Genomic DNA, 26135 nt, shown 5'->3' with positions numbered 1-26135 from the left:
ATACCGCCGGACGAACCGCCACGTTCACGCGCCCGCCCCCGCCATGTAATGGATGCGAGTCCGGCGACACGGGGTCACTGCCGTCCCCTGGTCGACCCGCAGCAGAACCGGGCCGATCAACGGCCGCCCGCACCGTGCCGCCGGACCCGCCGCTTTCACGCCACCTCGGCCCGGTCTGCCTCGCCACACTCGATGCAGTTCTCTCGCTTTCGTTCCGGTCCACGTCCGGAGCCACGCCGCGCCACCAGCAGGTCAACCCGGGACGACACCCAGGACCACCCGCGTCCCATGCACGCAACGCACTCGTTCCGGTCGTTCGCCTTCACGCGCTACCTCCGGCCCAGCTCGGCGATTAGGTGGGGACCATCGTGCGGCAGCGATCAGCCGGAACCGATATGAAGCCCATATATGGAGGTCATATATTCGGGGGGTGAGTGATCCGCGACCCTGGACAGACCCGCAGCTACGAGCAGCATGGGCGAAGCGCGATTGGGCCCGGATATTGAAGCGGTACCGGGACCTGACCGGTCTGACTCAGAGCCAGCTAGAGGCACAGATCGGGGTAAACCAACCGTACATATCGAACATCGAGCGAAGAGTTCACCGCGTGAAGACTGCGGCCATAGTCGAGCGGATCACTCTTGGTCTAGGGGTGCCAGCGGAGTTGAGCGGCGTATCAGCGGACGACGACAGTCCAACCATGTGGCAACCACCAGTAGAGCTGCGAGAACGTATCGCCCACTCGCAGAGCCGGGGCCGGGTTGATATGAGCCTTGCGAACTGGATAGCCGACGTGTTGGCTACCTACCGCCGGGCCGAGGACAACGCCAAGGGGCGCGACCTCTGGACAGTTGTCCGGAGCCAGCTGGACGCAGTAACCGAGCGTCTTCCCGACTCCTCAGGCAAGGTCGCTGACGGACTCCTCACCTTGGCCGCAGAGCACGCGCATTGGCTGTCATGGGTGGCAGCCCAGGAGAACAAGCCCGGTCCAGCGTTGGCATGGCTGGACCTCGCCCAGGGATGGGCCATCGACGCCGGAGCCGAAGACCTCACATCATGGGTCACCCGCGTCCGGTCCTACTACGCCCTAGACCGAGGGGACCCAATCCGAGCACTGCGCACGGCCGAGCTGGGCCGCCGCAACGCCGGAGGTCTCACCCCGGCAGCCGCTTCCGCCGCAGCGCATCAGGAAGGTCTGGCAGCGGCAGCACTCGGGGAACGCGACCGGGCGCGCAGTCTTGCGGATGAAGCGCTCGACCTGGCGCTACGGGCGCCGGACGCGGAGGAGCGCCCCGGGTGGCTCTACTGGCTTGACCCCGTACGCGCTCAACTCCAGCGAGCCGACATGGCGTATGCCGTGCGTGATTGGAGCGACGCAGCCGCGGGCTATGCCCAGAGCCTTGACCAGCTGCGCGAGTACCCCCGAGATCACGCCTACTACTCAGCCCGCTACCAGGACGCCCGCAGTCGTACCAGCTCTTAACTGGTGATCTGCTGAGCGTCCGTCAGGATCGCACCTTCGCCCGCGTGCTCACGAACAGCAGCGCGCATCATCTCTAGAATGCGCTGCTCGTCGTCACCTTCCCGCTTCAGACCCGCCGTGTTCAACTTGTCAATCCCCTCAAAGCGTGGAGACGGTGTTATGCCACTTCGGCCCTGAGCTGGGCCGTTGATGCTCTGCGGGTTTCTGCCATCTGACGCTCGAACGTGATCGGGGCGAGCCCGTCGTTGGCGCTGTGCCTGCGGCTGGTGTTGTAGAAGTCGGCGATCCAGGTCGCGACCTTGATGCGGGCCTCGGCGCGGGTGGTGAAGCGGTGCCGGTGGACGAACTCGACCTTCAGAGTGCTGTTGAACGCCTCGGCGGCGGCGTTGTCCAGCGCGCAGCCGACCCGGCCCATCGACTGCACCACGCCCAGGGCGCGGCAGGCCGCGGCCGTGCGGGCCGCGGTGTACTCCGATCCGCGGTCGGTATGGAAGATCACCCCGTCCACGTCACCGCCTCTGGTCGCGGCCGCCATCTGCAGCGACGCCACCGCCAGGGCCGCATCGTGGTGCTCGCTCATGGCGTGGCCGAGCATCCGGCGCGAGAACAGGTCCTCGACCGTGGCCAGATACAGCGGTCCCTCGTCGGTGTCGATCTGCGTCACGTCCCCGCACCACAGCAGATCCGGCGCCACGGCGGTGAAGCTGCGGCGCACCAGGTCGGGCGCGGCCGGCCGACGTCCCGGCCGGGTCAACGACCGCCGCCGCCCCGGCGGACGCCCGGCCAGACCGAGCTCGGCCATCCGCACGGCAACGGTGTTGACCGAGACCCTCCAGCCCTCCTCCCGCAGATCATCGGTGATCCGCGGGCTGCCGTAGGTGCCGCCCGAGGCGGTGAACAGCCGCTTGATCGCCTCGTCCAGCCGGGCCCGCCGCTGCTCGCGCGCGGTCGGGGCGCGGTTGATGTGCTTGTAGAACCAGGACTGCGAGACCTCAAGGGCCCGGCAGGCGATCGCGTGCGGGATGCCGTGCTCGGTCCTGCAGGACGCGATGAACTCCGCGACGATCACCGGTTCATCGAGTCCTTCACCCACAGGACCACTGATCGCTTGAGCACCTCACGCTCCATCTCAAGCTCAGCGCGTTCCTTGGCCCACTCGGCCTTCTGCCGGCGCAGCCGAGCCAGCTCCTCACGCTCGGACCCGCGCAACGCCTCGCCCGCGGCCTCCCGCTCACGGTCGACCTTCATCCAGTTGTGCAGCGTGTAGGGGTTGATCCCCAGATCCCGCGCGACCTGCGCGACGGGCTTGCCGGTCTCCTTGACGATCCGCACCGCTCCCTCACGGAACTCCGGATCGAACCGGCGTCTCTTGTCTCCCACGACCCAACCATCTCTCTGGTTCAGGTCTCCACGCTACGAGGGGAGGCACAAACTCGACCTCAAACGGGTGTTCACGCGCAGGCTCCAGGCCGAACATGCCGCCGCCATCGTTGACCACATAGGTCAGCTTCCACTTCTCCATACCGCTCCCTACCAGTGCCAGCCTGCACAGCGAGCCTACCGACGCGCAGCGACTCGCAGCGAACAGCCAGCGGACACCCGTGATCATTGCCGAATTGGGCTGTTTGAGATCAAGGGGCGGCGGCGCTCAGGCCGCTGGCGCGGCCCCGCGCCAGGCCGCCCGGAGCGTGCGGCGTGGGCGCCGGTCACCGGACGGCCGCGCCGGGCCACGCATCGCGCCACGCCCGCCGGCCCCGCCCCGACCGCTCACCGCAGGGGCGCGCCGCCGCCCTGACGAGTCGACGCCGGAGCTTCTAACTAGTGCAACTGGAGTGGCTGACATCCCGGAATCGGTCTCATGCGCAAGCGGGGTCCCTGCGGACTGTCCCTCCCGTACTCACTTACAAACTGAGCTTGGACGACGTACTCGTCCCAAACAGTCGGGAGACATCCGATGACGAGCAGCGAGGCTGCGTCGAACGGGAATTACGCACTCACCGTGGGGTCCGTGACCAGGTTTCCCGATCCCGGCACGAGCCGGGAGGAGGCCATGGTCGCGATGCTGCGCCGGGGCTGTGAAGCCTTTCCTGGCGCGGCACTCCAGATCCAGTACTGGGCAGATCCCAGCGAGTACGACGAGTCGAGTGGCTGGCCTAAGCCGCCCTGGTTCCCGGCCGTGACAGCCAGGCCCGTCGACTGAACCACGGGAGACCGCTTCGCAGCGGTCACCTCATCAGTGGCCCTTCCCGAGCACGGGGAAGGGCCACATCCATGTTCTTCCCCGCCCAGCGAAACCACCTAGAGCCATTCGGCGGCGAGCACCAGGGCGTGAATGTGCCGAGCGCCGTTGGAGTCCTCGGAGGTTGCCGGAAGATCGGCTGAGCGTGCGCGACTGGGGAACCCCGTGGTTCCCCAGACCCCTCCTGGACCCGGAGGGCACTCCCGCGCGAATCGGTCTATCACGGGGTACGCGCCATTCGCGCGGGAGCACCCTCCGGACAGGTCCGTTCGTCCGTTGCGGAGCGCGGGACGACGGCAGACGGGAAGCTCAGGCCGGTGGGTGCTGCATGTGATCCACGCAGCAGCTTCCTCAGCTTGAGACGTCCCGCCGTTGACGATCCGTCCAATTCGGGTGACGCTGGCCAGATGAGGCCGGGACAGGCGCGTTCTGCCTGGTCAGGCGGAAGGGGTGTTTGAGATTCGTTTTTCCATCTTCTACGAGCACCAGTTGCCGCGGCCGTGGAGCGACGGGCAGGAGTTGAAGCTCTACCAGGACGCGCTGGACCAGGTGGAGATCGCCGACCGGGTCGGGTTCGACTACCTGTGGGAGGTGGAGCACCACTTCCTGGAGGAGTACTCGCATTCCTCCGCGCCCGAGGTGTTCCTCGCCGCCGCGTCGCAGCGGACCAAGCGGATCCGGCTCGGGCACGGCATCGTCCAATTGCCCCCGGCCGTGAACCATCCGGCGCGGATCGCGGAACGGATCGCGACACTCGATCTCGTCTCGAACGGGCGAGTCGACTTCGGGACGGGCGAATCCAGCTCAAGCGCCGAGCTGGGCGGGTTCGGAGTGCGTCGCACCGAGAAGCGGGCCCAATGGCAGGACGCCATCGACGCCATCACACGGATGTTCGTCGAGGAGCCGTTCGCCGGGTGGTCGTCGCGGGACATCAGGATGCCGCCGCGCAACGTGCTGCCAAAGCCCGTCCAGAAGCCGCATCCGCCGCTGTGGGTGGCGTGCTCGCGCCGGGAGACCATCCAGTTCGCGGCCCGTAACGGCATCGGCGCCCTGTCGTTCTCCTTCGTGGAGCCCGAGGACGCGGGCAAATGGGTGGACGAGTACTACCGCATCCTGGCCTCCGAGGAATGCGTCCCGGCGGGGTTCGCCGTGAACCCGAACGTGTCGGTCGTCCTGCCGATGATGCTGCACGAGGACGAGGCCACCGCCATCGAACGGGGCATCGACGGAGCGCATTTCTTCGCGTTCGCACTGGCGCACTACTACGGGCCCACGCCGCACGATCCCGGACGCACCGACGTCTGGGAGGAGTTCCTTTCGCGGCGCGACGCCCGCGGGTTCTCCCGCGAGCAGATCATCGCCAATGCCGAGACGCTCAACGTCAACGTCGGGTCCCTCCGTGGCGCCGTCGGCACGCCGGAGCAGGTCATCGAGCTGATCCGGCGCTACGAGTCGGTCGGCGTGGACCAGATCGGGTTCGTCCTCCAGGCGGGGCCTAACAGGCACGAGCACATCTGCGAGTCGCTCGAACTGTTCGGGAAGGCCGTCCTGCCGCACTTCACCGAGGGGCGCGAGGAACGGGAGGCCGCCAAGGCCGAACGGCTGGCCCCGGCCGTCGAGGCCGCCCTCGCCCGCCGGAAACCCGCCCGGACTCTGCCTCCGGGCTACCGCATCGACGAAGACGCCGAAGTGGCCCGCGCGCACCGTTCCCGGGACATCCGCTCCGCGAGCCGCAGACGGTTCAGGGAAGGTTTCTACAAACTCGTCCACGGCCGGTCGGACGAGCAGATCGAACGCCACTTCGGCCCCGCCGCCCAGCGCATCTTCTTCGCCGGAATGGCGCGCGCGTTCGACCCGTCCGCCGCGGCCGGCTTCACCGGTGAACTTGAGTTCCGGCTGACCCGCACCGTGTGGACGCTCGAAATCGGGAAGACCCGCGCCCGCGCTCATCCGGGCCCGGCGAAGGACCCATCCCTCGTCCTCACGATGGCGACGGCCGATTTCTTACGGGTACTCGCCGGCGACGCCAATCCGGCGTCGCTCCTCATGGACGGCCGCCTGCGACTGCGCGGCGATCCCGAACTGGCCCCGCGCCTCAGCGAGATGTTCGGCGGCCCGTCCCCGTACTGACTCGGGGTGGCCGTGGTCCCCCGACATCCACGGCCACCGTTTTGTCAGACGTCCACGCCTCCGGCAAAGTTCGCACAGCTGGATGAAAAGCCTCGCTCCCGGACAAGAAGACGGGCCGCACCCCCGCGTCGGCCGCTCGATGGCGGCCGGCGCGGAGTGCGGCCCGTCGGTTGCTCAGGAAGACCGGGAGGCCTCCCCGATGTCACGTCCGTCCGGCGCCGGGGCGCCGGACGGACGCGGGTGGGTGATCAAGGTGCGTCGCTCACATCCGGTCGGGTGTGGGGACGCCGAGGAGGCTCAGGCCGGTGACCAGCGTGCGCAGTGTGACCGCGCACAGGGCCAGCCGGGACGCCCTGGTCTCCTCGTCGGGGGCCTTGAGCACCGGGCAGTTCTCGTGGAACGCCGTGTAGTGCTTGGCGAGCTCGTAGAGATAGCCCGCCAGCAGGTGCGGTTCCGCCGCCGCGCCCGCCTGCTCCAGTGTGGTACCGAAGTCCAGCAGGTGCAGCGCCAGGGCCCGCTCCTCAGTGGTCCCGATCACGATCGGGCCCGTGGCCGTCTCCGGCGTCCGCCCCGCCTTGCGGAGGACGGACTTCATCCGGACAACGGCGTACTGCACGGAGCCGGCCGACTTGCCGGTGAACGAGACCATCCGACCGAGGTCGAACGTGTACTGCTTGTCCCGCGCCACCAGCAGGTCGGCGAACTTCACCGCACCGATGGCCACGTCGCTGACGATCGCCGCACGGGTCGCGCTGTCGATCGGCGCGTCGTGCCGGATCTCGTCGAACACGGCGTTGGCACGCTCGTACGCCTGGTCCAACAACTCGGACAGTTTCACGGCCTCGCCGGACCGGCTCTTGAGCTTCCGGCCGTCGGGGCCGGTCACGAGGCCGATCTTGGCGTGTTCGAGGACGACCCCCTCGGGCAGCCAGCCCGCCATCTCCGCGATGGCGAACAGCAGCTCGAAGTGCTCCGTCTGCTCGGCGCCCACCACGTAGACGACCCGGTCGGCGTGCTCGACGCCGATCCGGTATCGGATCGCGGCGAGATCGGTGGTGGTGTAGAGGTACCCACCATCGCTCTTGCGGACGATGACCGCCTTCGGCCCGCCGTCCTGCCCCTTGAACCCGGGCGGGAAGGCGCACAGCGCCCCGTCACTGACGAACGCGAGGTTGTGACCCACCAGCGCGTCGACGGTCAGGGCGAGCTCGCCGTTGTAGAAGCTCTCGGCCTTGACGTGGTCGTCGGTGAGCTGGACGCCCAGCCGCTCGTACAACGAGTTGTAGGAGCGCATGGAGACGTCCACGAGGAGCCGCCAGTACCGCAGCGTCTCCTCGTCGCCGGTTTGCAGTGCGACCAGTCGCCGCCGCGCCCGTCCGGCGAACTCCTCGTCCGACTTGTCCTTCGCGTCGGCCGCCTTGTAGAAGGCGCCCGGGTCGCTCACGAACGCGTCGGCTCCGGCGTCGGGGCCCCCCTCGTGGTCGAGGAGGTACTCGATGAGCTTGCCGAACGGCGTGCCCCAGTCACCGATGTGGTTGACGAGGATCACGTCGTGCCCCAGGAAGTCCAGGACTCGGGCGATGGCGTCGCCCACGACGGTGCTCCTCAGGTGACCGACGTGCATCACCTTGGCGATGTTGGGTGACGAATACTCCGTCACGATCCGAAGCGGCTGCTCGGCGATCGGCACCAGAAGGCGCAGGTCGGCCGAGATCCGCTGGACCTGGGCGGCGATCCACTCGTCACTCAGCGTCAGGTTGATGAAGCCGCGCCCGCTGATCGCGATGTCCGACACGACGTCCGCGACGTCGAGTCGGCCCACGATCTCCCGCGCCACCACCCGGGGGTTGTACCCCAGGGGCTTGGCCAGCGCCATTGCGACGTCGGCCTGCAGATCCGCGTAGTTCGACGGACGGATCGCGGGGTCGGTGCTCGCGTACTCCCGGCCGAAGGCCTCGCTCAGCACGGCCTGGAGCCGTTCGGTGAGCACGAGCACCGGCGACGGGCCGGTGACGGTGAACCTGGGTCGTTCTGGGTTCATCGCGCTTTTCTCCTGTTCTTGTTTTTCTCGGTCGCGGGACTATCCCGCACCGATTACCGTCCGCATTCGCCAAGCCGCGGCAACCCGGGGTTACGGAGGCGAGTCCGCAGATTCAGCCCCCTGCTTCACTAAGACTTGATGGACGGGCGGCCGGCGACGAGGTCGCTCAGCCGGTCTCCCAAGCGCTGGATGGGGAGGCGGTAGCGGCGCTCCCGGATCCGCGCCCGCCGTTCCTTCCGGGAGCCCTCCGCGTACCGGCGCCGCGCCCACAGCGAGTCGGGACGGGCCAGCCGGACCGCCCCGACGATCGCGAACACACTGATGAACAAGCCGAGGACGCCGGTCCAGACCTTGCCTTTGAGCAGCGCGATCACAGCCACGCACAGGTTGAACAAGATAACGCTCACGATGCTCCAGAGGCCGTCCCCGGCGTCGTTCACACCCACGGGGCTGAGCCCGAGCAGCATCAGCCCGCTCAGCGCGATCGTGATGAACACCACCTCGACCGACAGCCGGCCCTGCTCGGTCCAGTAGACGTCCTGCAGATGCAGGACCAGCGCGAACTCGTCCAGCACGAGGGCCGTCCCGACACCGAACACGGCGGCGGCGGCCGCCGCCCATCCGGCGGCGTCTTCCGGGACGGCCAGGCCGCCCACACCCCCCACGCACATGAACACCAGCCCGAACACCACGTGGTGGACGTGGTGCCCGCCGGGCGTGACGTTTCCCGGCCACCATCGCACCTGCGCCCGGATCATCCGCACGCTGAACCGGATGAACAAAAACCCCGCGATGAACGCGACGAAGAAGCAGAACAACCGGAGCCGTCCGGCGTCCGTGATCTCCCGCGTGAACCAATCCCCCACATCGGGCCCCATTCCCCCGAAGCGGTAAAGCCCACCTCCTCGTTGACGGACCCGCTGGAGGCGGACGATCTACCCTTCCGGGTAGAAGAGGAACAGCGTGCAGCCCGAGGTCGTCTGCGGGACGTGCGAGGAACCCGCGGGGGCGTGGATGAACGAGCCCGCCGGATAGTCCCGGTCACCGTCGTTGAAGACGCCGGAGACCACGTAGACCTCCTCGGGACCCGGTTCGTGGACGTCGACTCCCTGCCAGCGTGTGTTCGCGTCCATCTCCAGCACAAAGGCCTTCGCGCCGTTGTCCCCGCTCCACAGCGGGCGCAGGCGGATGCCGGGGAAGAGGTCGCGGACCGGCGCGTCGTGGACGGAGGCCCACACGTAGGCAGGCGTGTTCCGTTCTGTCGTCATGGAGCCAGCCTGGCCCCCGGCCGCCGGCCCCGCCGAGTGTCAGGAAAGACATCATGCGGTACTTTTCTGCCATGCACCGAGTAGCGGCGCTCGTCCGGCCGCCGCAGTCGACCTTCGAAGTCGCCTGCGCGGCCCAGGTGTTCGGGATCGAGCGGCCGGGACTCCCAACGAGGTACGCCTTCGGCGTGTGCACGGAACACCCCGGCCCGATCGCGACACGCGCCGGGTACGACATGCTCGTGACCGACGGCCTGGACGCGCTCGACCGGGCGGACACCGTGGTCATCCCAGGCTGGGTGCCCGCCGACGAGCCCTCACCCGCGGTCGTCCGGGCATTGCGCCGCGCACACTCCCGGGGAGCGCGAGTGGTCAGCATCTGCTCCGGTGCCTTCGTACTGGCGCACACCGGCCTCCTGGACGGACGCACCGCGACCACCCACTGGGCGCTGGCGGACGAACTCGCAGCACGCTTCCCGCGCGTCCGGGTCGACCCGGACGTGCTCTACGTGGACCACGGAGACGTGGCCACCAGCGCCGGCGCAGGCGCGGGCATCGACCTGTGCATGCACCTGGTACGTGGCGACCAGGGCGCCCAGTACGCCGCACACATCGCACGGACCATGGTCATGCCGCCCCACCGCGAGGGCGGGCAACTGCAGTACACGACGCCGCCGCACCCCGCACAGATCGACGGCACGCTCGCACCGTTGCTGGAGTGGATCACCGGGAGACTCAGCGAGCCGGTGACCATCGAGAGCATGGCCGCACACGCGGGCGTATCGGCGCGCACCCTCACCCGGCGGTTCATCGATCAACTCGGCACCAGCCCGGGTCAGTGGCTGCTATCCCAGCGGATCGCCACGGCCCAGGACCTGCTGGAGTCCTCCGACCTTCCCCTGGACGCCGTGGCCCGCCGCGTCGGCCTCTCCTCGGCCACCAACCTCCGCCGACGCTTCCTCAACACCCTCGGCACGACCCCGGGCGCCTACCGCCGCGCCTTCCGCACCAAGCCGGCCGGCAATGGCCTGCCGACAGCCAAGTCCAGTTGAAGCCGCCCTTCGCGGGGCCGCCCTCTCTGATAGCGAAACAGCGGCGGGCGGGCGCGGGTCAGAGCCAGTCCACCGATGACCACGCCGATCGGCGCCGACACGGCGACCGATCGACGCGGCTCAGCTCTCGGAGGCTCGAACCAAGGGTCAGCGGGGCTGTTGATCGAGGTTGCCGTGAGCCTCGGCCGAAAGGTCCTGCCCGTCGGCCCAGGTCTTGAGCCGGTCGGCGTAGGCCTGCTGGATCATCGGGTAGAAGCCCAGGCCGAACAGCACCCGCAGGGGCGGGTCGTCGGAATCGACGATCTTGAGGAGGGTCTGCGCCGCGGCGGCCGGGTCGCCGGCGGGCTGCTTGCCCGCGACCTCGGCGAGGCGCCGGCGGAGACCGTCGTAGGCCGGGTTCGTCTCGGCCATGTGGCCGTTGTTGAGTGGATCGGGGTTCTCGCCGGACCTGGTGGCGAACCCGCCTGGCTCGATAATGGTCACCTTGATGCCGAAGTCGGCGACCTCGTGGGCGAGGGCTTCGTTGAGGCCCTCCAGCGCCCACTTGGAGGCGTGGTACGCCCCACCGAGCGGCATCGCGATGAGGCCGGCGGCAGAGGACAACTGGATGATGTGCCCTGAGCCCTGCTCGCGCAGGTGGGGCAGCGCGGCCTGGACGACCCACACCGCGCCGAACAGGTTGGTCTCCATCTGGTCGCGCAGCTCCCGCTCGGTCAACTCCTCGATCGCGCCGATCTGGGCGTAGCCGGCGTTGTTGACGACGACGTCGAGACGGCCGAAGTGCTCAATGGCCCGCTTCACTCCCGCGAAGGCGGCGGCCTTGTCGGTCACGTCCAGCTCAAGCGGCAGCACCGCGTCGCCATAGGCGGCGACCAGCTCATGAAAGCCGTCGGTGTTCCGGGCGGTCGCGGCCACTTTGTCGCCGCGCGACAGCGCGGCCTCGACGAAGCTGCGGCCCAGACCGCGCGACGAACCGGTGACGAACCAGACCTTGCTCATGATGACCTTCCGTTCTTCCGTTGTCGGCTGCCGAACACGAGATGCCGTCGACCCGATCCCTGTGACGGGTACGGCTACGTGATCTGCGCCATAGATGGTTCGCAGTTGTGCAGTCATTGCACTGCTGTGCAACGACTGCACCAAGGTATACTCATGCCACGAGCGGCCGTCAAGACAGCCGCCGACCGACCCGACCGGCCCAGGGAGTGACAGGCGGCACGATGACCAGTGACGATCCGGTCCGGCGCGGTGGACGTGAGGCGCAGCGCCGCCGCACCCGCAAAGCGATCGTCGACGCGGCGGTCCGGCTGAGCGCCGGTGGAGCGACGCCGTCCATCGATGAGATCGCGGCCGCCGCCGACGTATCCCGTCGGACGATCTACATGTACTTCCCGACCCTGGACCACCTGCTGATCGATGCGACCCTCGGCGCGTTCAACGAGCCTCCGATCGAGGACGTACTGGCCGACCCCGCGCTCGCCGACGATCCCGCAGGTCGGGTAGAGGCCCTCATCCGGACGATGCTGGAACACTCGCCGCAATCGCTTCCTCTGGGCCGCCGGCTGATCCGTCTGACCGTCGACCCGCCGCCGAACGAGGCTCGGGACCCGGCCATCCCGCGCCGGAGCCCACGCAGGGTGCTATGGCTGGAGCGAGCCTGCGAACCGCTCCGCGGCACCCTGAGCGAGGAATCCTTCGAGCGCCTGGTCTCGGCCCTGACCGTCGTGGGCGGCTGGGAGGCGCAGATCACCCTGCGCGACGTCCGCGGACTTGACCCGCAGGCCGAGCAGGAGGCCATCACCTGGGCCGCACGCGCCCTGGTAGAGGCGGCAATCAAGGAACACCGAGCCGACACCGAGCGCACGAACGACGATTGATTCGCTGTCCCATGCGCCATCCGACCACCGCCCTGTCGAAGACGATCCGGTCACTGATCCGTCGCCGGTGGCAACCCAGAGGGTGGCCCGGGTCGTAGTGGGGCCGCTCGGGCACGAGTGCGGCGAATTGGTTCCATAGAGGCTCGGCGAGCCAGGAGGCCAGTACAGGCACAGGCCTTCCAAGTGATCATGGAGCGTCGCAGCTTCGTGATCGAACGCGGTGCCTGTGGCGATGCGGCCCTCAATGCTTGAGCCTGTGGCGCAGAGACGTGCATCTCCTGGGGGAGGGACAAGGCTTCTGTGCCCCTCCCCCGGATGGAGATCAGGCGGATTCGATGGGGAGTCCGGCTTCGATCCAGTCCTGGATGCCCTCGCGGTACTTGCGGACGTTGGTGTAGCCGAGGGCGGTGAGCCGGTCGGCGACCTGTCCGCTGTTGGGGCACGCCGGGTTGGAGCAGTAGGTGACGATCGCGGCGTTGAGGTCGGGGAGCAGGGCGGGGGCCTGGGTGTCGACATCGTCGCGGATCAGTGCGATGGCACCGGGCAGATGCTGCTTTGCGTAGTACTCGCCGCCCAGCGCGTCGATGACGGTCACGGCGCCGGCGTCGATCGCCGTCTTGAGTTCGTCGCGGGTGATGAGTGCGGTCATACCACTGCCTCCAAGAGATTCGGACTATAGTCCGGTTGCATCTCGGTGACGATAGCGGACCATGGTCCGGTTCTGCAATGCCGTTGGAACCACTGCGCCTACCCGCCATCGTGGTCGGCGAGGCAGGTGCGTCCCAGGGGCTCGCGTTCGGCGATCGCCCGGCCCGCTACGGGAACCCAGAAGACGAAACCGGCTGCTGCCGCGTTGGTCACCGGTACTCGGCGGCCAGTTGGGCCCACACCGTCTTCCCGTCGAACTCTGCGCGAACCCCGTACTCCTTTGACAGGAAGTCGACGATGCCCAGCCCCCATCCACCGGGGTCGGGGGCGTCATCGGGGAGGGGGCATTCCGGCATCGAGAGATCGGGGATGGACGCCTTGGGTCGGACCGGCGACGAATCCCAGACCTCCACCCGCAGCCCGGCCTCGGACAGAGCCATCCGCAGCGACACCGGGCGGCCGCGCGTGGCCCGCACCGCGTTCGTGAGCAGCTCCGACGCCACCAGCACGGCGTTCTCCACCGTCTCCTCGGCCAGACCCCACTGCAACGCCTGCGACTCGACGATCAGGCGCCCCTGCTGGACGACCTCCGGCATGGCCTGAAATCTCCGCCGCAAGGCCCGCGGCCCGGCCGCCGTCCTTTCCATTCGAACCAACGCGTCCGTTTTGCCGAACTCATCGCTCGGCCGCACCCGCCTGACGATCATTTCTCCCACCGCTTTCGCCGCTCGAATCACATGATTCCGCACACATTCTGTGAGACGGCGGCTACCGTCGGAAGTGGAATCGACTTTGTCCAACTCGATACTTCAGGGGGGCATCTCGTGGTGAATCGGAAGCGTCTCGATCCGACCGAGTCGGCCGCGGCACTTTTCGGGGCAAAGCTCCGGAAGCTTCGAGACAAAGCCGGACTTTCGCAGGCTCAGCTGGCCGGCGAGGTCGGCTACTCGAACGACACGATCTCCAAGGTCGAGACCGGCGCCCAGGCCCCGTCCCCCGAACTCGCCGAACGCCTGGACGCCCACTTCGGCACCGAGGACCAGTTCCAGGAGCTCCAGCCCCTCGCCGCCAAGGAGGGCATCCCCCTCTTCTTCCGCCCCTACGCCGCCTGGAGGCCACCGCGGATTCCCTCCGCGTTTATGACCACCTCGTCATCTCCGGCCTACTACAGACTGAGGACTACGCTCGGGAAATACTGCGCCCAGGCCAGTTCACTGGCGACTTGGACAGAGCTGTGGCTACGCGAATGGCCCGCCAAGAGGTGCTCGGGAGAAGCAACCCGCCGTGGGTCGTCGTTCTGCTGATGGAGACGGCGATCCGCAACGTCGTCGGCAGTAAGGACATAACAAAGGCACAGCTCATTCGGCTCTTGGAACTCCGCCAGGAACCCAATATCAACGTTCTGATCGCGCCGAGCGGCTCACCCGTCTACCCCGCGAGCGGGTTCACCCTTCTGAGCAGCAAGGACGACCCCGACCTTGCCTATGTCGAGGCGGCAGGCGGCAACGGGCATGTGATCGAACTAAGCTCGAAAGTCGAGCAGATCCGTCGGCTGTGGGACATGATCAGCAGCGTTGCTCTGACTGACTCGGCCTCGGAAGCTCTGATCCGCGAGGTAATGGAGAGCTTGTGAATGACGTGAAGAGCGCCACCTGGCGCAAGAGCAGCCACAGCACCCAGGAGGGCGGACAGTGTGTCGAGGTGGCTGACTTGGAGACCACGGTGGGCGTTCGGGACAGCACGGACCCGCGTGGGCCTGTCCTTCGGTTCAGGCGGGACGCCGTGACCGGGCTCCTCGGCCGTATCAAGAGCGGCGAACTCGATTGGTAGCCGTCCCTCCGCCGGGGCCCTCTTGGGAGGGCGCGTTCTTCTGGCGGGTGTTGCGGCGGTGGCGGCCGGGGGCGATGCCGAATTCGCGCTTGAAGGCGTTGGCGAAGGCGTATTCCGAGGTGTAGCCGACCTGGCCGGCCACCGCGCTGAGCGGGGCGTCGGAGTCGCGCAGCAGGCGCATCGCGGTCGCCAGCCGCCACCAGGTCAGATACGCCAGCGGCGGCCGTCCGACCAAGGTCGTGAAGCGGCGGGAAAAGGCCGCTCGTGACAGTCCCGCCTGTGTTCCCAGTGTGGCGACGGTCCAGGGGTGGGCCGGGTCATTGTGAATGGCGGCCAAGGCCGCGCTGATCGCCGGGTCTGTGAGTGCGACCGCCCAGCCGGTGGCCTCGCCGTGCGCGGGTCGTTCGGCGAGCCACGCCCGGAGTATGTAGAGCAGGAGGGTGTCCAGCAGGGCGGGCACGATGGCGTCCGTCCCCGGCTGCGGCCGTTCCAGTTCCGCGCCGAGTAGATCGACCGCGGCGCGCAGGTGGGGGTGGTGCCCGACGCGGGCGGGCAGGTGCAGGAGCGGGGGCAGGTCGTCCAGCAGCGGATGGCCGCGTCCCGCACCGAGTTGGTAGGCCCCGCACAGTGTCACCGTGGCGGGGTCGTCGGCGTGCACCCGGCCGACCGGCGCGGCGGCATACCTGCGTTCGAACCTCACGTCGTCCTGTGGGTCGCAGACGTGCTCGGCCAGCGGCGTCGACGGGGCGTCGGCCAGACCGTGCTCACCGCCGTGCGGAAGGAACACCACATCCCCTGCGGCCAGCGGAAACGGATCACCTTCCTCGGGGATCACCCAGCACGGTCCGCGCAGGACGATCTGAAAGCCCGCCGCTCCCGGGATCGTCCGGAACCGCTGACCCCACGGCGCCTGCCATTCCACGAGGGCCGACCGTGGCTCACCGGTGCGCATCACTGCGATCACATCGCTCAGCACATCCACCCGGGCAGGGTAGTCACATCTTGCGACGAGAGACGAACGCGTATGAATCCGAGATGAATGCGCATTGGTCGTCTGGCGGTCGCCCCCTACGGTCAAGGTGAACGAAGATCACCGAACGGCGGAGGCGGCTCATGACGGCAGAACAGACGGCGGCTCGACGGAGCCTGACGATGATGGCCGCCCGCGTGCACGCGTTCGGTGGCCCCGGTGTGATCCATCATGAGCGGGTCCCCCGTCCTGCTCCCGGGCCGGGCGAGGTGCTGGTGCAGGTCGCCGCCGCCGCGTTCAACCCCTCGGACGTCGGGTTCCGGGCGGGCCTGATGCGGGACGTCGTGCCGCTGGACCTCCCGTTCACCCTCGGCGCCGAGGCCGCCGGGACGATCGTCGAGACCGGAGAGGGCGTCGAACACCTGCGCGTCGGCGACGATGTCGTCGGACGCCTCGACGAAGGCGGCGCCGCGGCCGAGTACGTGACCGCCCCCGCCGCCCGGATGGTCCGCGCTCCGCGCGGCATCCCGCTGGCCCATGCCGCGGCGATCCCCGTCGCCGGCCTGACCGCCTGGCAGGGGCTGTTCGAGCACGCGCGCCTCGGGACGGGCACACGGATTCTCATCAACGGCGCGGGCGGTGGGGTGGGCATGTTCGCCGTCCAACTCGCCCAGCACGCCGGTGCGCACGTGATAGCCGCCGCCGGCCGGCGGAGCACGGAGCGAGTCCGCGAGTACGGCGCCGAGCAGATCATCGACTACACCCTCCATAGGCCGCATGAGGTTCTGGCCCGTCCGGTGGATCTGGTGTTCAACCTCGCCGCGATATCGCCCGAGGACGCGACCGGGCTCTGCCGGGCGGTCCGGCCGGGTGGCGCGCTCGTCTCGATCACCGGCCCGGTGGAGCCTCCGGCCGGAGCCCAGGTGACCGCCGTACACTTCGTCGCCCGCAACGTCCCTGATCAGCTGGCCGAACTCGTCGCCCTCGTCGATAAGGGCGTGATCCGCGTGGACATCGGCGCCGCCCGTCCACTCGCCGAGATCGCGGCGGTGCACGCCGACGCCGAGGCCGGCCGTACCGGCGGCAAGACCATCCTCATCCCCTGACCTAATGAGCCGGCGAGGACGGGGTCGCTCGGATGCTCGGTCAGCGGCGTGGTCTCCACCCGCATCAAGGGGTAGAGCGGTAACGACTCAAGGATTGCCTGCATCTCGTCCGTGTCCCTGGCCCGCCAGAGGCCCAAGGCTTCGGGACCACCGTCAGTAGGCAGCGCCCACAGCCGCAGGAGGTTCCCCAGTGCAGCCAGCTCACGCGCCCGGTGCGCCTCACCCGCGATCGCCTCATCGACATCCCCGCGGGGAGTCCCCTCGGGGACGGCGAAGGTGAAGGTGGTGAGGAACTCCCGAGGCCCCTGCGCGGGCTGCGGCACCGGGTCGTTCGGGTGCGGCAGGAGTGGGGTGACCTCGTCGGTGCGCCATACCCGCAGCGGCATCGAGGACAAGGCTCTCTCCAGTTCATCGCCGTCAACGGCGGAGAAGAGCCCGAGAGTTCGCCACTCGCCGGGCCGCAGCGGCGGACGCCACAGGCGCAGCAGGTGCCGCTCCGCGGCGAGTTCCCGGGCGCGTGCGGCCTCGCGCGTACGGATGTCGGTGACGGCTTCGTCCGACGTCCCATCTGGTACGTGCGTGGTCATGGTGACGAGATATTCCATATACAAGACCTGCCCGTCCCGATGGGCATGTCACTCCACGCCACGTGATGCGTTCGGCGGCTCCTACCTGAGCGTCCAGGTGGTGAGGCTGGTGCCGCCGGCGGCGATGGTTCTGCTGTCCGGGCTGACGGCGACGCAGGTGATCAGGGCGTCGGTGCCGGTTTCGAGGGCGGTGATCTTCCTGCGGCGGGTGATGTCCCACAGCGTGACGATGCCGTTCTTGGAGCCGGCCGCCAGGAGGCCCTTCCCGCCGGATCCGATGCAGGTCATGCCGGATCCCGGGCCGGTGAGGGTCGCGGTCGTGGTGCGGGCCGCGACGTCCCAGAGCGTGATCGTTCCGTCGTTGCAGAGGTTCGCCAGCGTTGCGCCGCCGGGGCCGAACGCGAGGGAGTGAAGGTCGGAGTTCGTATTCGCGAGAGTGGCGATCTGCTGCTGCGAGGAGGCGTCCCACAATTGCAGCAGGCCGTCCGTGCTGGTGTTGCCCGGGATGCGGTTGCCGCTGGCGGTGGCCAGGACGTCACCGGAGGGGCTGAACGCCAGCGCCGCGACCCAGTAGCCCACGCTGCCGGTGGTCAGGGTCGCACCGCTCTTGCGGCTCGCCCGATCCCACAGCCTGACGAGCGGGGAATCGTAGGTGGTCGCGAGCGTCCGGCCCGCCGGGTCGATCGCCACGTCGCCGAAGGAGCCGTTCCACAGGACCGGGTCGGTATAGGGCAGTTCGGCGAGGGTTCCGTTCCTGATGTTCCGGAGACTGATCGTCCCGTCGCCGTTGCCGATCACCAGGGTGTCCCCGTCCGGGGTGAAGACCGTGGACAGGGTGGCCTGGAAGTCCGGGCTCAAGGCGATGACCTCCGACAGCGGCTTGTCGAACGGGTTGACGGCTCGATGAGCGAACGACCTGGTCGGCGTCCTGGAGGACACGTCCCACAGGTCGGCCGTGCCGCCGTCCCCGACACCGGCCAGGAGTGCGCCGTCGGGGCTGAACGCGACGGATCGCACCACCCCGTGATTTCCGGGAAGTGTCACCGGCGGGCCGAAGCGGGAGGGCCTCGGGTCCGGTTTCCCGGCATCCGCCGGGGGCGAGCGCAGGAGCCAGGCCGCCGGGACGGCCGCGCCGACGGAGGCGACGCCCAGCCCGGCCATCATGAACCCGCGGCGGGTCGGACGCCATGCGCGGGCGGGTGGAGAAATGTCCGGCACCGGCTGCGAGAACTCGCGGTCGTAAGCGCCGATCATCGCCGTGACGATGGGTGGGAGCCAGCCTCCGACCGGCTCGGCCGGAACGGCCAGGCGGTCGAGGATCTCGGCGAGGCCCGGCCGCCGCTCCGGGTCCTTGGCCAGGCAGGCGCCGACCAGAGCGGCGAGGTGGGAGCGCAGGCCGCTGAGGTCCGGGGCGTCATGGACGATCCGGTAGACGATCGCGCTCACCGGGCCCGTGCCGAAGGGGCCGTTCCCGGTCGCGGCGTAGGTGAGCACCGCCCCCAGCGCGAACACGTCGCTGGGCGGCCCCACATGGAGACCGCGGGCCTGCTCGGGTGACATGAACCCGGGCGTCCCGAGCACGGTGGTGGAGGTGTGGGCGTCGTCCAAGGCGCGGACAATGCCGAAGTCGATGACGCGGGGGCCGTCGGCGGCGAGGATGATGTTGCCCGGCTTGAGGTCGCGGTGCACCAGGCCCGCGGCATGGATCGCGGCCAGCCCCTCGGCCAGCCCCGCCCCGAGGACGCCGAGCGCCTCCGCGGGCAGCGGCCCGTGCTCGGTGACGGCCTGGTGCAACGACGGGCCGGAGACGAAGGCCGTCACCAGCCACGGCGGGTCGGCCTCCGGATCGGCGTCGACCACCTGGGCCGTGTAGAAGCCGCCGACCTTCCGGGCCGCGGCGACCTCCTGGGCGAAGCGGCGGCGGAACCCCGCGTCGTCCGCGAGCTCGGGACGGACGAGCTTGACCGCGACCAGCCGGCCTCCCGGCGACCGGCCCGCGAACACCTGGCCCATCCCGCCGCCGCCCAGCCGTCCCAGCAGGCGATACGTCCCTACCCGCTGCGGATCGCCGGGCCGTAGAGGGTCCATGTGGAGAGAGCCGCCCATCTAACGAACACCGGTGTACTTCTGACAGATTCTTTCAAGAACCACCGGCCCGGGCAACGCACGCCGGGGTTCAGGGAACTTGCGTTATGCCTCCGTCCACGCGGAGGTCTATTCCGTTGACGTAACCGGCCAAAGGGCTGGCCAGGAAAGCCACCGCGGCGGCGATGTCGTCTTCGGTGCCCAGGCGGCCGCTGGGATTCGGGGCGTACTCGGCCAGCACCGTGGGCTCCAGCTCGGACCATGGGGCGGGACGGCCCTGGGCGGCGGCACGGTCTTCGAACATGCGCCGCATGCCTTCAGTGACGATCACGCCGGGGCTCACGGTGTTGGCGGTGATGCCCGATCCGGCGAGGTGGCGGGCGAGGCCGGTGGTCATGTTGACCACGGCGGCCTTCGCGGCGGAGTAGTCGACCATGTTCGGAAGCGGTGTGGTCGCCGCGCGGCTCCCCACGTTGATGACCCGGCCCCAGCCGCGCTCGCGCATCGGGGGGACGAGCACGCGGATCAGCCGCACGGCGGACACGACGTTGCCGTTCACCGCGTCCAGCCAGGCAGAGGGCTCGGCGGTGTCCCAGTCGTGCTCCACGAACGGCCCTGCGTTGTTCACCAGGACGTCCACGCCCCAGAGGCGGGCTCGGGCGGCCACGTCCGCGGCGGCCTCGTCATCGGTGAGGTCGCCCAGCACGACTTCGGATTCCCCGCCCGCGGCGCGCACACTCTCCGCGGCCTCCAAGGCCCGCCCCTGATCGCGGCCGTGCACCATCACTGCACAACCCTCGCCGGCCAGCCGGCGAGCGACCGCCGCGCCGATTCCGCCGCTGCTCGCCGTCACCAGCGCCCGCCGTCCAGAAAGCCTAAGGTCCATGGCCGGCACCTTAGGCGGGCACCCCGACACTCAGCGGCGGCGCGGGACGACGACGGTCGCGGCCAGAGCGGCGGCGGCCAGGACGGCGAAGACCGTGAAGCCCTGCGCGTAACCGGATTCGGAGGGCCAGGACGAGGACGCCCGAACCGCCAGGACGGCCGCGGCGGTCTGGGCGCCCACGGCCCCGCCGACCGTGCGCACGATGGTGTTGACGCCGGTGGCGATGCCGGTCTGGTGAGCCTCGGCGTTCTGCACGATCAGGAGTCCGATGGCGGCGAAGGCCAGGCCGTACCCGGCGCCGAGCAGCAGACCGGCGAGGTAGAAGTACGCGATGTGCCCGTGCGCGGCCGCGAGGACGGCGAGCGATGCGGCGGCGCAGACCGTCCCGGCCTGGAGAGGGAGCCTGGCCCCGTGGCGGTGGCCGAGCCGGGCGGCGACGGGTCCGGCGATCAACATGACGAGTGCCACCGGCAGCATGATGAGCCCGGCCTCCGACGGCGTGGACGCGAAGCCGTACCCGGCGCCGGCGGGCGTCTGGACGAACTGCGGGACCAGCGTGATGGCCCCGAACATCGCCACGGCCACGACGAACGTGACCAGGTTGGTCGTCGCCTGCCCCCGGACGCCCATCAACCGGAGATCCACCAGCGGGTCGCCGATCCGTGCCTCCAGGACGGCGAACGCGGCCGACAGCAGCAGAGTCGCGCCGAACAGCGCGAGAACGGCGGGCGATGTCCAGCCCCACGTCCCGCCCTGGCTGATGCCAAGCAGCAGGCACACGAGCGCGCCGGACAACAGCGCGGCGCCGCCGAAGTCGATCCTGCCGCTACGGGCCGGACGGACGGCGGGCAGCGCCGGGGCGGCGGCGAGGGCGGCTCCGGCGAGCAGGAGCGTCCCCCAGAACAGCGCCGGTGTGCCGAACGCGTCCACGAGGGGCCCGGCCACCACCATCCCCGCCGAGCCGCCGATGCCGAACATGGCGCTGAGGAGGGCGACGGTCCAGGGGAGCCGAGCCGGTGGCAGGGCGGTGCGCGCGATGCCGAAGGCCAGCGGGAACACGCCGCCGGCGACGCCCTGGAGAGCGCGCCCCGCGACCAGCGCGCCGAGGGAGCGGGACTCGGCGGCCAGCGCGCACACCAGGCTGCCGGCCGTGAAGAGGCACAGGCAGGCGAGCAGGACTCGGCGGTGGCCGAACAGGTCGCCCAGCCGTCCGGCGATCGGCGTCGCGACCGCGCTGGCGAGCATGAAGGCCGTCAGCACCCAGGTCACCTCGGCGGTGGGCGCGGACAGTTCGCGGGCGAACGCGGGCAGCACCACGATGACGATCGTCTGGGCGAGGCTGGCCGCCAGCGCGGCCACCAGCAACGCCGCCGCCACGATGCCGGGCGCGCCGCCCGCCGACGTCCCGTGCCGTACCGGCACGGCCTGTTCCTGGGGAGCCACGAGACACGTCCTTTCCGGGGCCGAGCAGCTTTAGGTTAGGCAAACCTAAATCTTGTGGACGCCTGTCCGCAAGATACGGTTTCGGCTGTGAGCCCGTCCTCCACCCCGCGCCCGGCCGGGGAGCGCCGCGCCTGGGGCACGCTCGACCGCGCGCAGATCGTCGACGCCGCGCTGCGCATCGCCCGCAGCGAGGGCATGCAGGCGCTCACGATCCGCCGGCTCGCGTCCGATCTCGGTGCCTCGCGGATGGCGCTGTACCGGCACGTGTCCGGCAAGGAGGAACTGGTCGATCTCGTCACCGACGCCATCGCCGAGCAGGAGGTCGTCCCGCCCGGCATCGACGACGGGCCCTGGGACCGGCGGCTGCGTCTCCTGGCCGCGGGCATCCGCCGCGAGATGGCCGCCTATCCCGGCCTGGCGGAGATCGCGACGACCCGCGCCCACCACGGCCCCGGCGCGCTGCGCACCGTGGAGCTCACTTTGGAGATCCTCGCGGAGGCGGGACTCGACGAACGACAGGCCGCCCGGTACTACATGGTCTTCCTGGACATCGTGCTGGGACGGGTCCAGCGCGAACTGCACGGCGACCCCGCGAGCATGCATCGCCGCGCCAGCCTGGACGCAACCGAGGGGGGAGAGCACCCGCGACTGGACGCCGCCGAGGCCCATCTCCGCGCGATCACCGCCGACGAGATCTTCGACACCGAACTCGACATGCTCGTCCACGCCATCGAAGCCGCCGTGCATCCCCGCTGAACCGTCGGGCGTTACGTGGCCGGAACGGCTAGCGGGCGTCCCGCTCCGCTTCTTCGGCGATGCGCTTGATGTTCGCCAGGCGCCGGTCCCAGTCGGCCGCGAGCGCGGCCATCCACCGCGCCGTCGCGTTCAGGGCCGCGGGGCGCACCGCGTACCGCACCTCGCGTCCGACCCGGCCGCAGGTGACCAGCTCGGCCGCGTCCAGGACGGCGAGGTGCTTCACCACTGCCTGCCGCGAGACGGGAAGCCGTCCGGCGAGCGTCGTGGCGGTGGCCTCGCCCTGTTCGGCGAGAAGATCGAGCAGGCGGCGTCGCGTCGGATCGGCCAGCGCCGCGAAGACGCTGTCGACCGACGCGACGCCGTCGCGAGGGGTGTCGGTCACGCGGCTTCGACGCGGGTCTTGAAGGCGTCCAGGACCTGCGGCCAGCCGCCGGCGTTGTCCTCCAGCGCCTTGCGGCGCAGGTCCTCAGATCCGGCCAGCAGCGCGAACCCGCTCTCGACGACGCGGAGCCGGGTCTTGCCACCCTCGGGGGTCAGCGTGAACTCCACGAGGGTGCTGTTGTCGTCGCGCAACTCCTCCCCGGGAAAGGCGCTGGCCCAGCGGTAGGCGACGTACGTCGGCGGCTCGACCTTCTCCACGCGCACGGGGAAGGTGCCGTACTCGGCGTTCTTCGCCACCATCGACTCGCCTTCCTTGGCCGCGCCGGGCGGGCCCGGCTCGTCGGACACCCAGAACCCGGGATCGGTCACCAGCGACCAGACCCGCTCCAAGGATGCCGCGATCAGGGTTTCGCGTTCAATCCGGTCCTCACTCATGTGATCGCTCCTCCCTCGTACCATTTCTGCAACCACAGGGTTGCACATGGATCCAGCCAGGCGCAACTCTGTGGTTGCAGGACGCGCTGCCGGAGGTCTACCTCCGCTGGCGGCGACCGGGGAGTTGCGCAGGTGAGCGCGCTTGTGAAGGATGATCCGCACGTTGAACGAAGGTGGCGATGTGGACATCACGGTCGAGTACCAGCCCACCGCGGACGAGGTGGTGCGGGCGTTCTCCCAGGGACTCAGACGGCAGCTCGCCGCCCTTTACGCGGTCCTGGTGTCCGTACTGGTCGCCGGAGCTCTGGTCTTGTTCGTCACCGGCAACGTGACGATGGCCATCGCCCTGCTCGTCTCGTCGGTCTTGGGCCCGCTGGCCGGGAACTGGTGGCTCCGCAGGCGCGCACGGACGCAGCTCGCGTTCCTCTGCGTCCCCACGACGGTGCGGGTGACCGATGACGGTTACGAGTGCCGCACCGACCAGTCGACCACGGCGATGCGGTGGTCCATGTTCTCCACCGTCGTGACCACCCCGGAGTTCTGGCTTCTGTTCGTGAACAAGCAGCCTGCGGCGTTCCTCCCCAAGAGTGCCTTCGACGCTCGGCAGCAGGCCGAGATCGACGGCTTCCTGACCGCCCGCAAGTCAGTCGCAGTCGGTGACCGCTAGGACGGCCACCGTCCGGTGGCCGGGACGGAGGGCGGCGATGCCCACGTCCAGCGGCGGGATGACCTGGAGATGCCACTCCGAGGTGTAGAAGAGCCAGGTGCACCGGCCGGCGGCCTGCTCGATGGCCGCGACGTCGGTCTCCCGCGCGCCCGCCAGGGCCGCTAGCGACTCCCACGACGCCATGCGCGCATAGCCGCCGTGCATGCCGGGGCCGTACGCGCCGCCGGACGCGGCTCCGGCGTAGAGCTTCCGCAGGACGTGTCCGGCGGTCACCCGCCGTACTCCGGTCGCGCCGGCGCCGGTGCTGTCCGCTGGAAGGACGCGGAGCAGCGAGGCACCGAAATCGGCGGCGGCAAGGGGACGATCCAGCCGGAGCAACCGGGCCTCCTCGACGTCCGCGCCCGACGGCCAGTTGCGGTAGGCGCTCAACGCCTGCCGCGCATCGGGCCAGTCGAGCGCCGCCGCCGTGATGTCGATGCCGGCCGGCCCCGGCGCGTCCCGCGCCTCCTCGTCCAGGTGACGCCAGCGGGGCTTCGGCAGCCCGGGATACCAGGGCAGGCCGTGGTCGCGCTCGGCCGGGGACGGGCGCAGCGGCAGGTCCGCGAGGGGATGCCCGGCGGCACGCAGCCTCCCGGCGAATCCCACGGCGGACGTCACGTCATGCCGCAACGCCGCCTCCTGGAGCAGGCAGGCCGCGAGTTCGTCCGAAGGATCGGCATCCTCGAAGACCGTGAGGAGATGTTCCAAGGGCTGCCCGCAGGCCAGCCATTCCGCGACCTCGGGCAGGCTGTAGCCGACATCGCCCCACGCCCGTCCCTTGGCGGCGATGGCGCGGACGCTCGCGACCCGGCCCGCGTCACCGGGTGCGGTGGCCAGTCGCCGCAGCGCCATATTGAAGCCGTACCGCATCGGATAGGTCGGCTCCTCAACCTCCAGCAATGCCAGGAGCAGCCGTTCAAGCCATTCCGGCGCCGCCTTCTGGACGGTGTTGTCGGTCACCTTGACCGCCCGGCTCCAGTGCCGGTCCCGGTAGGTGTCCGCGAGCCCCATCCGCCGGACGACCTCCTTAATCTCCATGCCGCGAAGTCTCACACACGCGGCACCGCGGGGAAGGGCGGCATCTAGAGTGAGCCGGTGATTCACGTTCCACGGCATGCCACCACCTTCAGCCTTTTCGTCCCCGACGAGGAAACGGCCCGGGAGGGCGCCCAGGAGCTGGCCGCGCGTGGTCACACACTGGTCCGCGTCGCTCCGGCGTCCGGTTCCGGGTGGCGGATCGCCAGCCTCGACGAGGGTCCCTACCCGGACGAGGACGACACCTGGTGGACGGCCGCCGAGGACCGCGTCGTCACCGAACTCGCCGTGGACCTGGGTGCCGACCTCAGGCGCTCCATGGCTCATCCGGAGACGGCCCGCCGGATCTTCCCCGAGGGGGAGACCGTCTGCGACCGGACCGTGGAGCAGGTACGGGACACGCGGATCTCGGCGCTCTCCCGGATACCCGCCCGCGCTACCCGCCCGGCCGTCGTCCACGACCTCGGGAAGCCGGAGCCGCCGGACGTACCGACTGGCGAACCCGTCGTCCTGCGGGGGCTCGACGACGTCGACTGGGCCGCGCTCACCGGCGCCTACGGGTCGGCGGAGGAGGTCCCGGACATACTGCGGGGGCTCGCCGCCAACGACGAGGGGTGGGACCAGGCCATGGAGGAGTACTTCAGTGCCGTCGTCCATCAGGACACCTGCTACGACTGCACGCCGGAGACCGTCAGGTTCCTCGTTCAGCTCACCCGCGCGCCGCACCTCTCCCCCGTGTACCGGCTAGAGCTGCTGATCCACCTGAGCTACATCGCCACGATCGAACCGGTGCCGCCCACCGGTGAGGACGGATCGGACGAGGCGGCCACCTGCCGGGCCGTCATCGACCGCCTCCCCGACCTGCTGGGCTTCTGGCCGGACGCCCCGGCGGCGGCACGGGCATGGCTGATCGTTCTGGCGGCCCTGCGGCCCGCTAGGGATCGGCTCCCCGATTTCCAGGAGTTCCGGCGGCAGGTGGACGGGCCGAGCCCCGCGCTCGATCTCGCGCTCGCCCTGGTGTCCGGCGACGACGACGTGGTCCTCGACCTGACGCTCGCCGCCGCCTCATGGGACGAACAGGTCTCGGCCATGCTGGAGACCCCGATCCCCCTGCGCGCCCGCCACCTGAAGATCCTCTTCCACCTCGCCCAGGCCGAGCTCACGCCCGGGAACTAGCCGT

General features: G+C 69.6%; 26 protein-coding genes and 3 pseudogenes. 12 read left to right on the top strand and 17 right to left on the bottom strand.

The window, feature by feature from the left end; all coding sequences use genetic code 11:
- The first annotated feature begins 430 nt into the window (after positions 1 to 430).
- Positions 431 to 1483 carry a helix-turn-helix domain-containing protein gene (locus ACQPXG_RS07190; RefSeq protein WP_433466824.1) on the top strand — a complete coding sequence of 351 codons (1053 nt, stop codon included), beginning with the start codon at positions 431 to 433 and terminating at the stop codon, positions 1481 to 1483.
- Positions 1484 to 1640: 157 nt separating this feature from the next.
- Here ACQPXG_RS07190 and ACQPXG_RS07185 read toward each other — a convergent pair whose 3' ends face one another.
- A complete protein-coding gene (locus ACQPXG_RS07185; RefSeq protein WP_433464066.1) occupies positions 1641 to 2552 on the bottom strand; it encodes an IS3 family transposase in 912 nt (303 codons plus the stop codon).
- Complete coding sequence (locus tag ACQPXG_RS07180) at positions 2549 to 2863, bottom strand: transposase (RefSeq protein ID WP_433461962.1); 315 nt, start codon at positions 2861 to 2863, stop codon at positions 2549 to 2551. Before ACQPXG_RS07180 ends, ACQPXG_RS07185 begins: the two co-directional genes overlap by 4 nt.
- A gap of 628 nt (positions 2864 to 3491) precedes the next feature.
- Here ACQPXG_RS07180 and ACQPXG_RS07175 point away from each other — a divergent pair.
- Together ACQPXG_RS07175 and ACQPXG_RS07170 are read left to right on the top strand one after the other, a co-directional pair.
- The gene (locus ACQPXG_RS07175; RefSeq protein WP_433466823.1) at positions 3492 to 3683 is read left to right on the top strand and encodes a hypothetical protein; all 192 of its coding nucleotides are present in this window, start codon (positions 3492 to 3494) and stop codon (positions 3681 to 3683) included.
- A 489-nt stretch (positions 3684 to 4172) separates the two neighbouring features.
- Positions 4173 to 5852, top strand: a complete 1680-nt coding sequence (locus ACQPXG_RS07170; RefSeq protein WP_433466822.1) for an LLM class flavin-dependent oxidoreductase — start codon at positions 4173 to 4175, stop codon at positions 5850 to 5852.
- A gap of 262 nt (positions 5853 to 6114) precedes the next feature.
- Here ACQPXG_RS07170 and argS read toward each other — a convergent pair whose 3' ends face one another.
- The 3 genes from argS to ACQPXG_RS07155 form a co-directional block, all read right to left on the bottom strand.
- The gene (gene argS, locus ACQPXG_RS07165) at positions 6115 to 7893 is read right to left on the bottom strand and encodes an arginine--tRNA ligase (RefSeq protein WP_433466821.1); all 1779 of its coding nucleotides are present in this window, start codon (positions 7891 to 7893) and stop codon (positions 6115 to 6117) included.
- A gap of 128 nt (positions 7894 to 8021) precedes the next feature.
- Entirely contained in the window at positions 8022 to 8759 is a 738-nt protein-coding gene (locus ACQPXG_RS07160) for a hypothetical protein (protein WP_433466820.1), read from the bottom strand.
- A 69-nt stretch (positions 8760 to 8828) separates the two neighbouring features.
- On the bottom strand, positions 8829 to 9161 hold the full coding sequence (locus tag ACQPXG_RS07155) for a cupin domain-containing protein (protein WP_433466819.1): 333 nt from the start codon (positions 9159 to 9161) through the stop codon (positions 8829 to 8831).
- 53 nt (positions 9162 to 9214) lie between these two features.
- Here ACQPXG_RS07155 and ACQPXG_RS07150 point away from each other — a divergent pair, with 53 nt between their 5' ends.
- Positions 9215 to 10210: a helix-turn-helix domain-containing protein gene (locus ACQPXG_RS07150; protein WP_433466818.1), complete on the top strand. Its 996-nt coding sequence runs from the start codon at positions 9215 to 9217 to the stop codon at positions 10208 to 10210.
- Between the two features lie 147 nt (positions 10211 to 10357).
- On the opposite strand, the gene ACQPXG_RS07145 is transcribed toward ACQPXG_RS07150, so the two are convergent.
- The gene (locus tag ACQPXG_RS07145) at positions 10358 to 11209 is read right to left on the bottom strand and encodes an SDR family NAD(P)-dependent oxidoreductase (protein ID WP_433466817.1); all 852 of its coding nucleotides are present in this window, start codon (positions 11207 to 11209) and stop codon (positions 10358 to 10360) included.
- Positions 11210 to 11430: 221 nt separating this feature from the next.
- Here ACQPXG_RS07145 and ACQPXG_RS07140 point away from each other — a divergent pair, with 221 nt between their 5' ends.
- Positions 11431 to 12087: a TetR/AcrR family transcriptional regulator gene (locus ACQPXG_RS07140; RefSeq protein WP_433466816.1), complete on the top strand. Its 657-nt coding sequence runs from the start codon at positions 11431 to 11433 to the stop codon at positions 12085 to 12087.
- 7 nt (positions 12088 to 12094) lie between these two features.
- On the opposite strand, the pseudogene ACQPXG_RS07135 reads toward ACQPXG_RS07140, so the two are convergent.
- From ACQPXG_RS07135 to ACQPXG_RS07125, 3 genes and pseudogenes are all read right to left on the bottom strand, one after another.
- Positions 12095 to 12259, bottom strand: a pseudogene (locus ACQPXG_RS07135) (IS5/IS1182 family transposase); the annotation flags it as partial.
- A gap of 150 nt (positions 12260 to 12409) precedes the next feature.
- Complete coding sequence (locus tag ACQPXG_RS07130) at positions 12410 to 12736, bottom strand: rhodanese-like domain-containing protein (protein WP_433466815.1); 327 nt, start codon at positions 12734 to 12736, stop codon at positions 12410 to 12412.
- 208 nt (positions 12737 to 12944) lie between these two features.
- Positions 12945 to 13331: an ATP-binding protein gene (locus ACQPXG_RS07125; protein ID WP_433466814.1), complete on the bottom strand. Its 387-nt coding sequence runs from the start codon at positions 13329 to 13331 to the stop codon at positions 12945 to 12947.
- A gap of 141 nt (positions 13332 to 13472) precedes the next feature.
- Between ACQPXG_RS07125 and ACQPXG_RS07120 the strand changes: the two are divergent.
- The 3 genes and pseudogenes from ACQPXG_RS07120 to ACQPXG_RS07110 form a co-directional block, all read left to right on the top strand.
- Positions 13473 to 13763: pseudogene (locus ACQPXG_RS07120) on the top strand (helix-turn-helix domain-containing protein); the annotation flags it as partial.
- Between the two features lie 80 nt (positions 13764 to 13843).
- Positions 13844 to 14368 carry a DUF5753 domain-containing protein gene (locus ACQPXG_RS07115; protein ID WP_433469912.1) on the top strand — a complete coding sequence of 175 codons (525 nt, stop codon included), beginning with the start codon at positions 13844 to 13846 and terminating at the stop codon, positions 14366 to 14368.
- Entirely contained in the window at positions 14365 to 14565 is a 201-nt protein-coding gene (locus tag ACQPXG_RS07110; protein ID WP_433466813.1) for a DUF397 domain-containing protein, read from the top strand. The genes ACQPXG_RS07115 and ACQPXG_RS07110 overlap by 4 nt, the downstream gene beginning before the upstream one ends.
- On the opposite strand, the gene ACQPXG_RS07105 is transcribed toward ACQPXG_RS07110, so the two are convergent.
- Positions 14540 to 15547, bottom strand: a complete 1008-nt coding sequence (locus tag ACQPXG_RS07105; RefSeq protein WP_433466812.1) for an AraC family transcriptional regulator — start codon at positions 15545 to 15547, stop codon at positions 14540 to 14542. The genes ACQPXG_RS07110 and ACQPXG_RS07105 overlap by 26 nt on opposite strands.
- A 131-nt stretch (positions 15548 to 15678) precedes the next feature.
- Here ACQPXG_RS07105 and ACQPXG_RS07100 point away from each other — a divergent pair, with 131 nt between their 5' ends.
- Positions 15679 to 16641 (top strand): NADP-dependent oxidoreductase, encoded by a 963-nt coding sequence (locus tag ACQPXG_RS07100; RefSeq protein ID WP_433466811.1) that lies wholly within the window; start codon positions 15679 to 15681, stop codon positions 16639 to 16641.
- 35 nt (positions 16642 to 16676) lie between these two features.
- Here ACQPXG_RS07100 and ACQPXG_RS07095 read toward each other — a convergent pair.
- The 4 genes and pseudogenes from ACQPXG_RS07095 to ACQPXG_RS07080 all read right to left on the bottom strand — a co-directional run.
- A pseudogene (locus ACQPXG_RS07095) lies at positions 16677 to 17246 on the bottom strand (muconolactone Delta-isomerase family protein); the annotation flags it as partial.
- Between the two features lie 63 nt (positions 17247 to 17309).
- Positions 17310 to 19316: a WD40 repeat domain-containing serine/threonine protein kinase gene (locus ACQPXG_RS07090; protein WP_433466810.1), complete on the bottom strand. Its 2007-nt coding sequence runs from the start codon at positions 19314 to 19316 to the stop codon at positions 17310 to 17312.
- Between the two features lie 88 nt (positions 19317 to 19404).
- Positions 19405 to 20199 carry an SDR family NAD(P)-dependent oxidoreductase gene (locus tag ACQPXG_RS07085; RefSeq protein WP_433466809.1) on the bottom strand — a complete coding sequence of 265 codons (795 nt, stop codon included), beginning with the start codon at positions 20197 to 20199 and terminating at the stop codon, positions 19405 to 19407.
- 30 nt (positions 20200 to 20229) lie between these two features.
- Positions 20230 to 21642 carry an MFS transporter gene (locus tag ACQPXG_RS07080; RefSeq protein ID WP_433466808.1) on the bottom strand — a complete coding sequence of 471 codons (1413 nt, stop codon included), beginning with the start codon at positions 21640 to 21642 and terminating at the stop codon, positions 20230 to 20232.
- An 87-nt stretch (positions 21643 to 21729) separates the two neighbouring features.
- On the opposite strand from ACQPXG_RS07080, the gene ACQPXG_RS07075 reads away from it, so the two are divergent.
- Positions 21730 to 22398, top strand: a complete 669-nt coding sequence (locus ACQPXG_RS07075) for a TetR/AcrR family transcriptional regulator (RefSeq protein ID WP_433466807.1) — start codon at positions 21730 to 21732, stop codon at positions 22396 to 22398.
- A gap of 28 nt (positions 22399 to 22426) precedes the next feature.
- Here ACQPXG_RS07075 and ACQPXG_RS07070 read toward each other — a convergent pair whose 3' ends face one another.
- Both ACQPXG_RS07070 and ACQPXG_RS07065 read right to left on the bottom strand, forming a co-directional pair.
- Positions 22427 to 22780, bottom strand: coding sequence for an ArsR/SmtB family transcription factor (locus ACQPXG_RS07070; RefSeq protein WP_433466806.1), 354 nt, complete (start codon positions 22778 to 22780; stop codon positions 22427 to 22429).
- Positions 22777 to 23214, bottom strand: coding sequence for an SRPBCC domain-containing protein (locus tag ACQPXG_RS07065; RefSeq protein WP_433466805.1), 438 nt, complete (start codon positions 23212 to 23214; stop codon positions 22777 to 22779). The genes ACQPXG_RS07070 and ACQPXG_RS07065 overlap by 4 nt, the downstream gene beginning before the upstream one ends.
- Before the next feature lie 181 nt (positions 23215 to 23395).
- Here ACQPXG_RS07065 and ACQPXG_RS07060 point away from each other — a divergent pair, with 181 nt between their 5' ends.
- A complete protein-coding gene (locus tag ACQPXG_RS07060; RefSeq protein WP_433466804.1) occupies positions 23396 to 23881 on the top strand; it encodes a YcxB family protein in 486 nt (161 codons plus the stop codon).
- Here ACQPXG_RS07060 and ACQPXG_RS07055 read toward each other — a convergent pair.
- Positions 23858 to 24958, bottom strand: coding sequence for a DUF6183 family protein (locus tag ACQPXG_RS07055; RefSeq protein WP_433466803.1), 1101 nt, complete (start codon positions 24956 to 24958; stop codon positions 23858 to 23860). The genes ACQPXG_RS07060 and ACQPXG_RS07055 overlap by 24 nt on opposite strands.
- A gap of 57 nt (positions 24959 to 25015) precedes the next feature.
- Here ACQPXG_RS07055 and ACQPXG_RS07050 point away from each other — a divergent pair, with 57 nt between their 5' ends.
- Positions 25016 to 26131, top strand: a complete 1116-nt coding sequence (locus ACQPXG_RS07050; protein WP_433466802.1) for a hypothetical protein — start codon at positions 25016 to 25018, stop codon at positions 26129 to 26131.
- Positions 26132 to 26135 lie beyond the last annotated feature (4 nt).

Source organism: Spirillospora sp. CA-128828, assembly GCF_050945415.1.
Classification (GTDB): Bacteria; Actinomycetota; Actinomycetes; order Streptosporangiales; family Streptosporangiaceae; genus Spirillospora.
The sequence above is the reverse complement of the archived record's forward strand: the minus strand, read 5'-3'. Positions and strand labels throughout refer to the sequence as shown.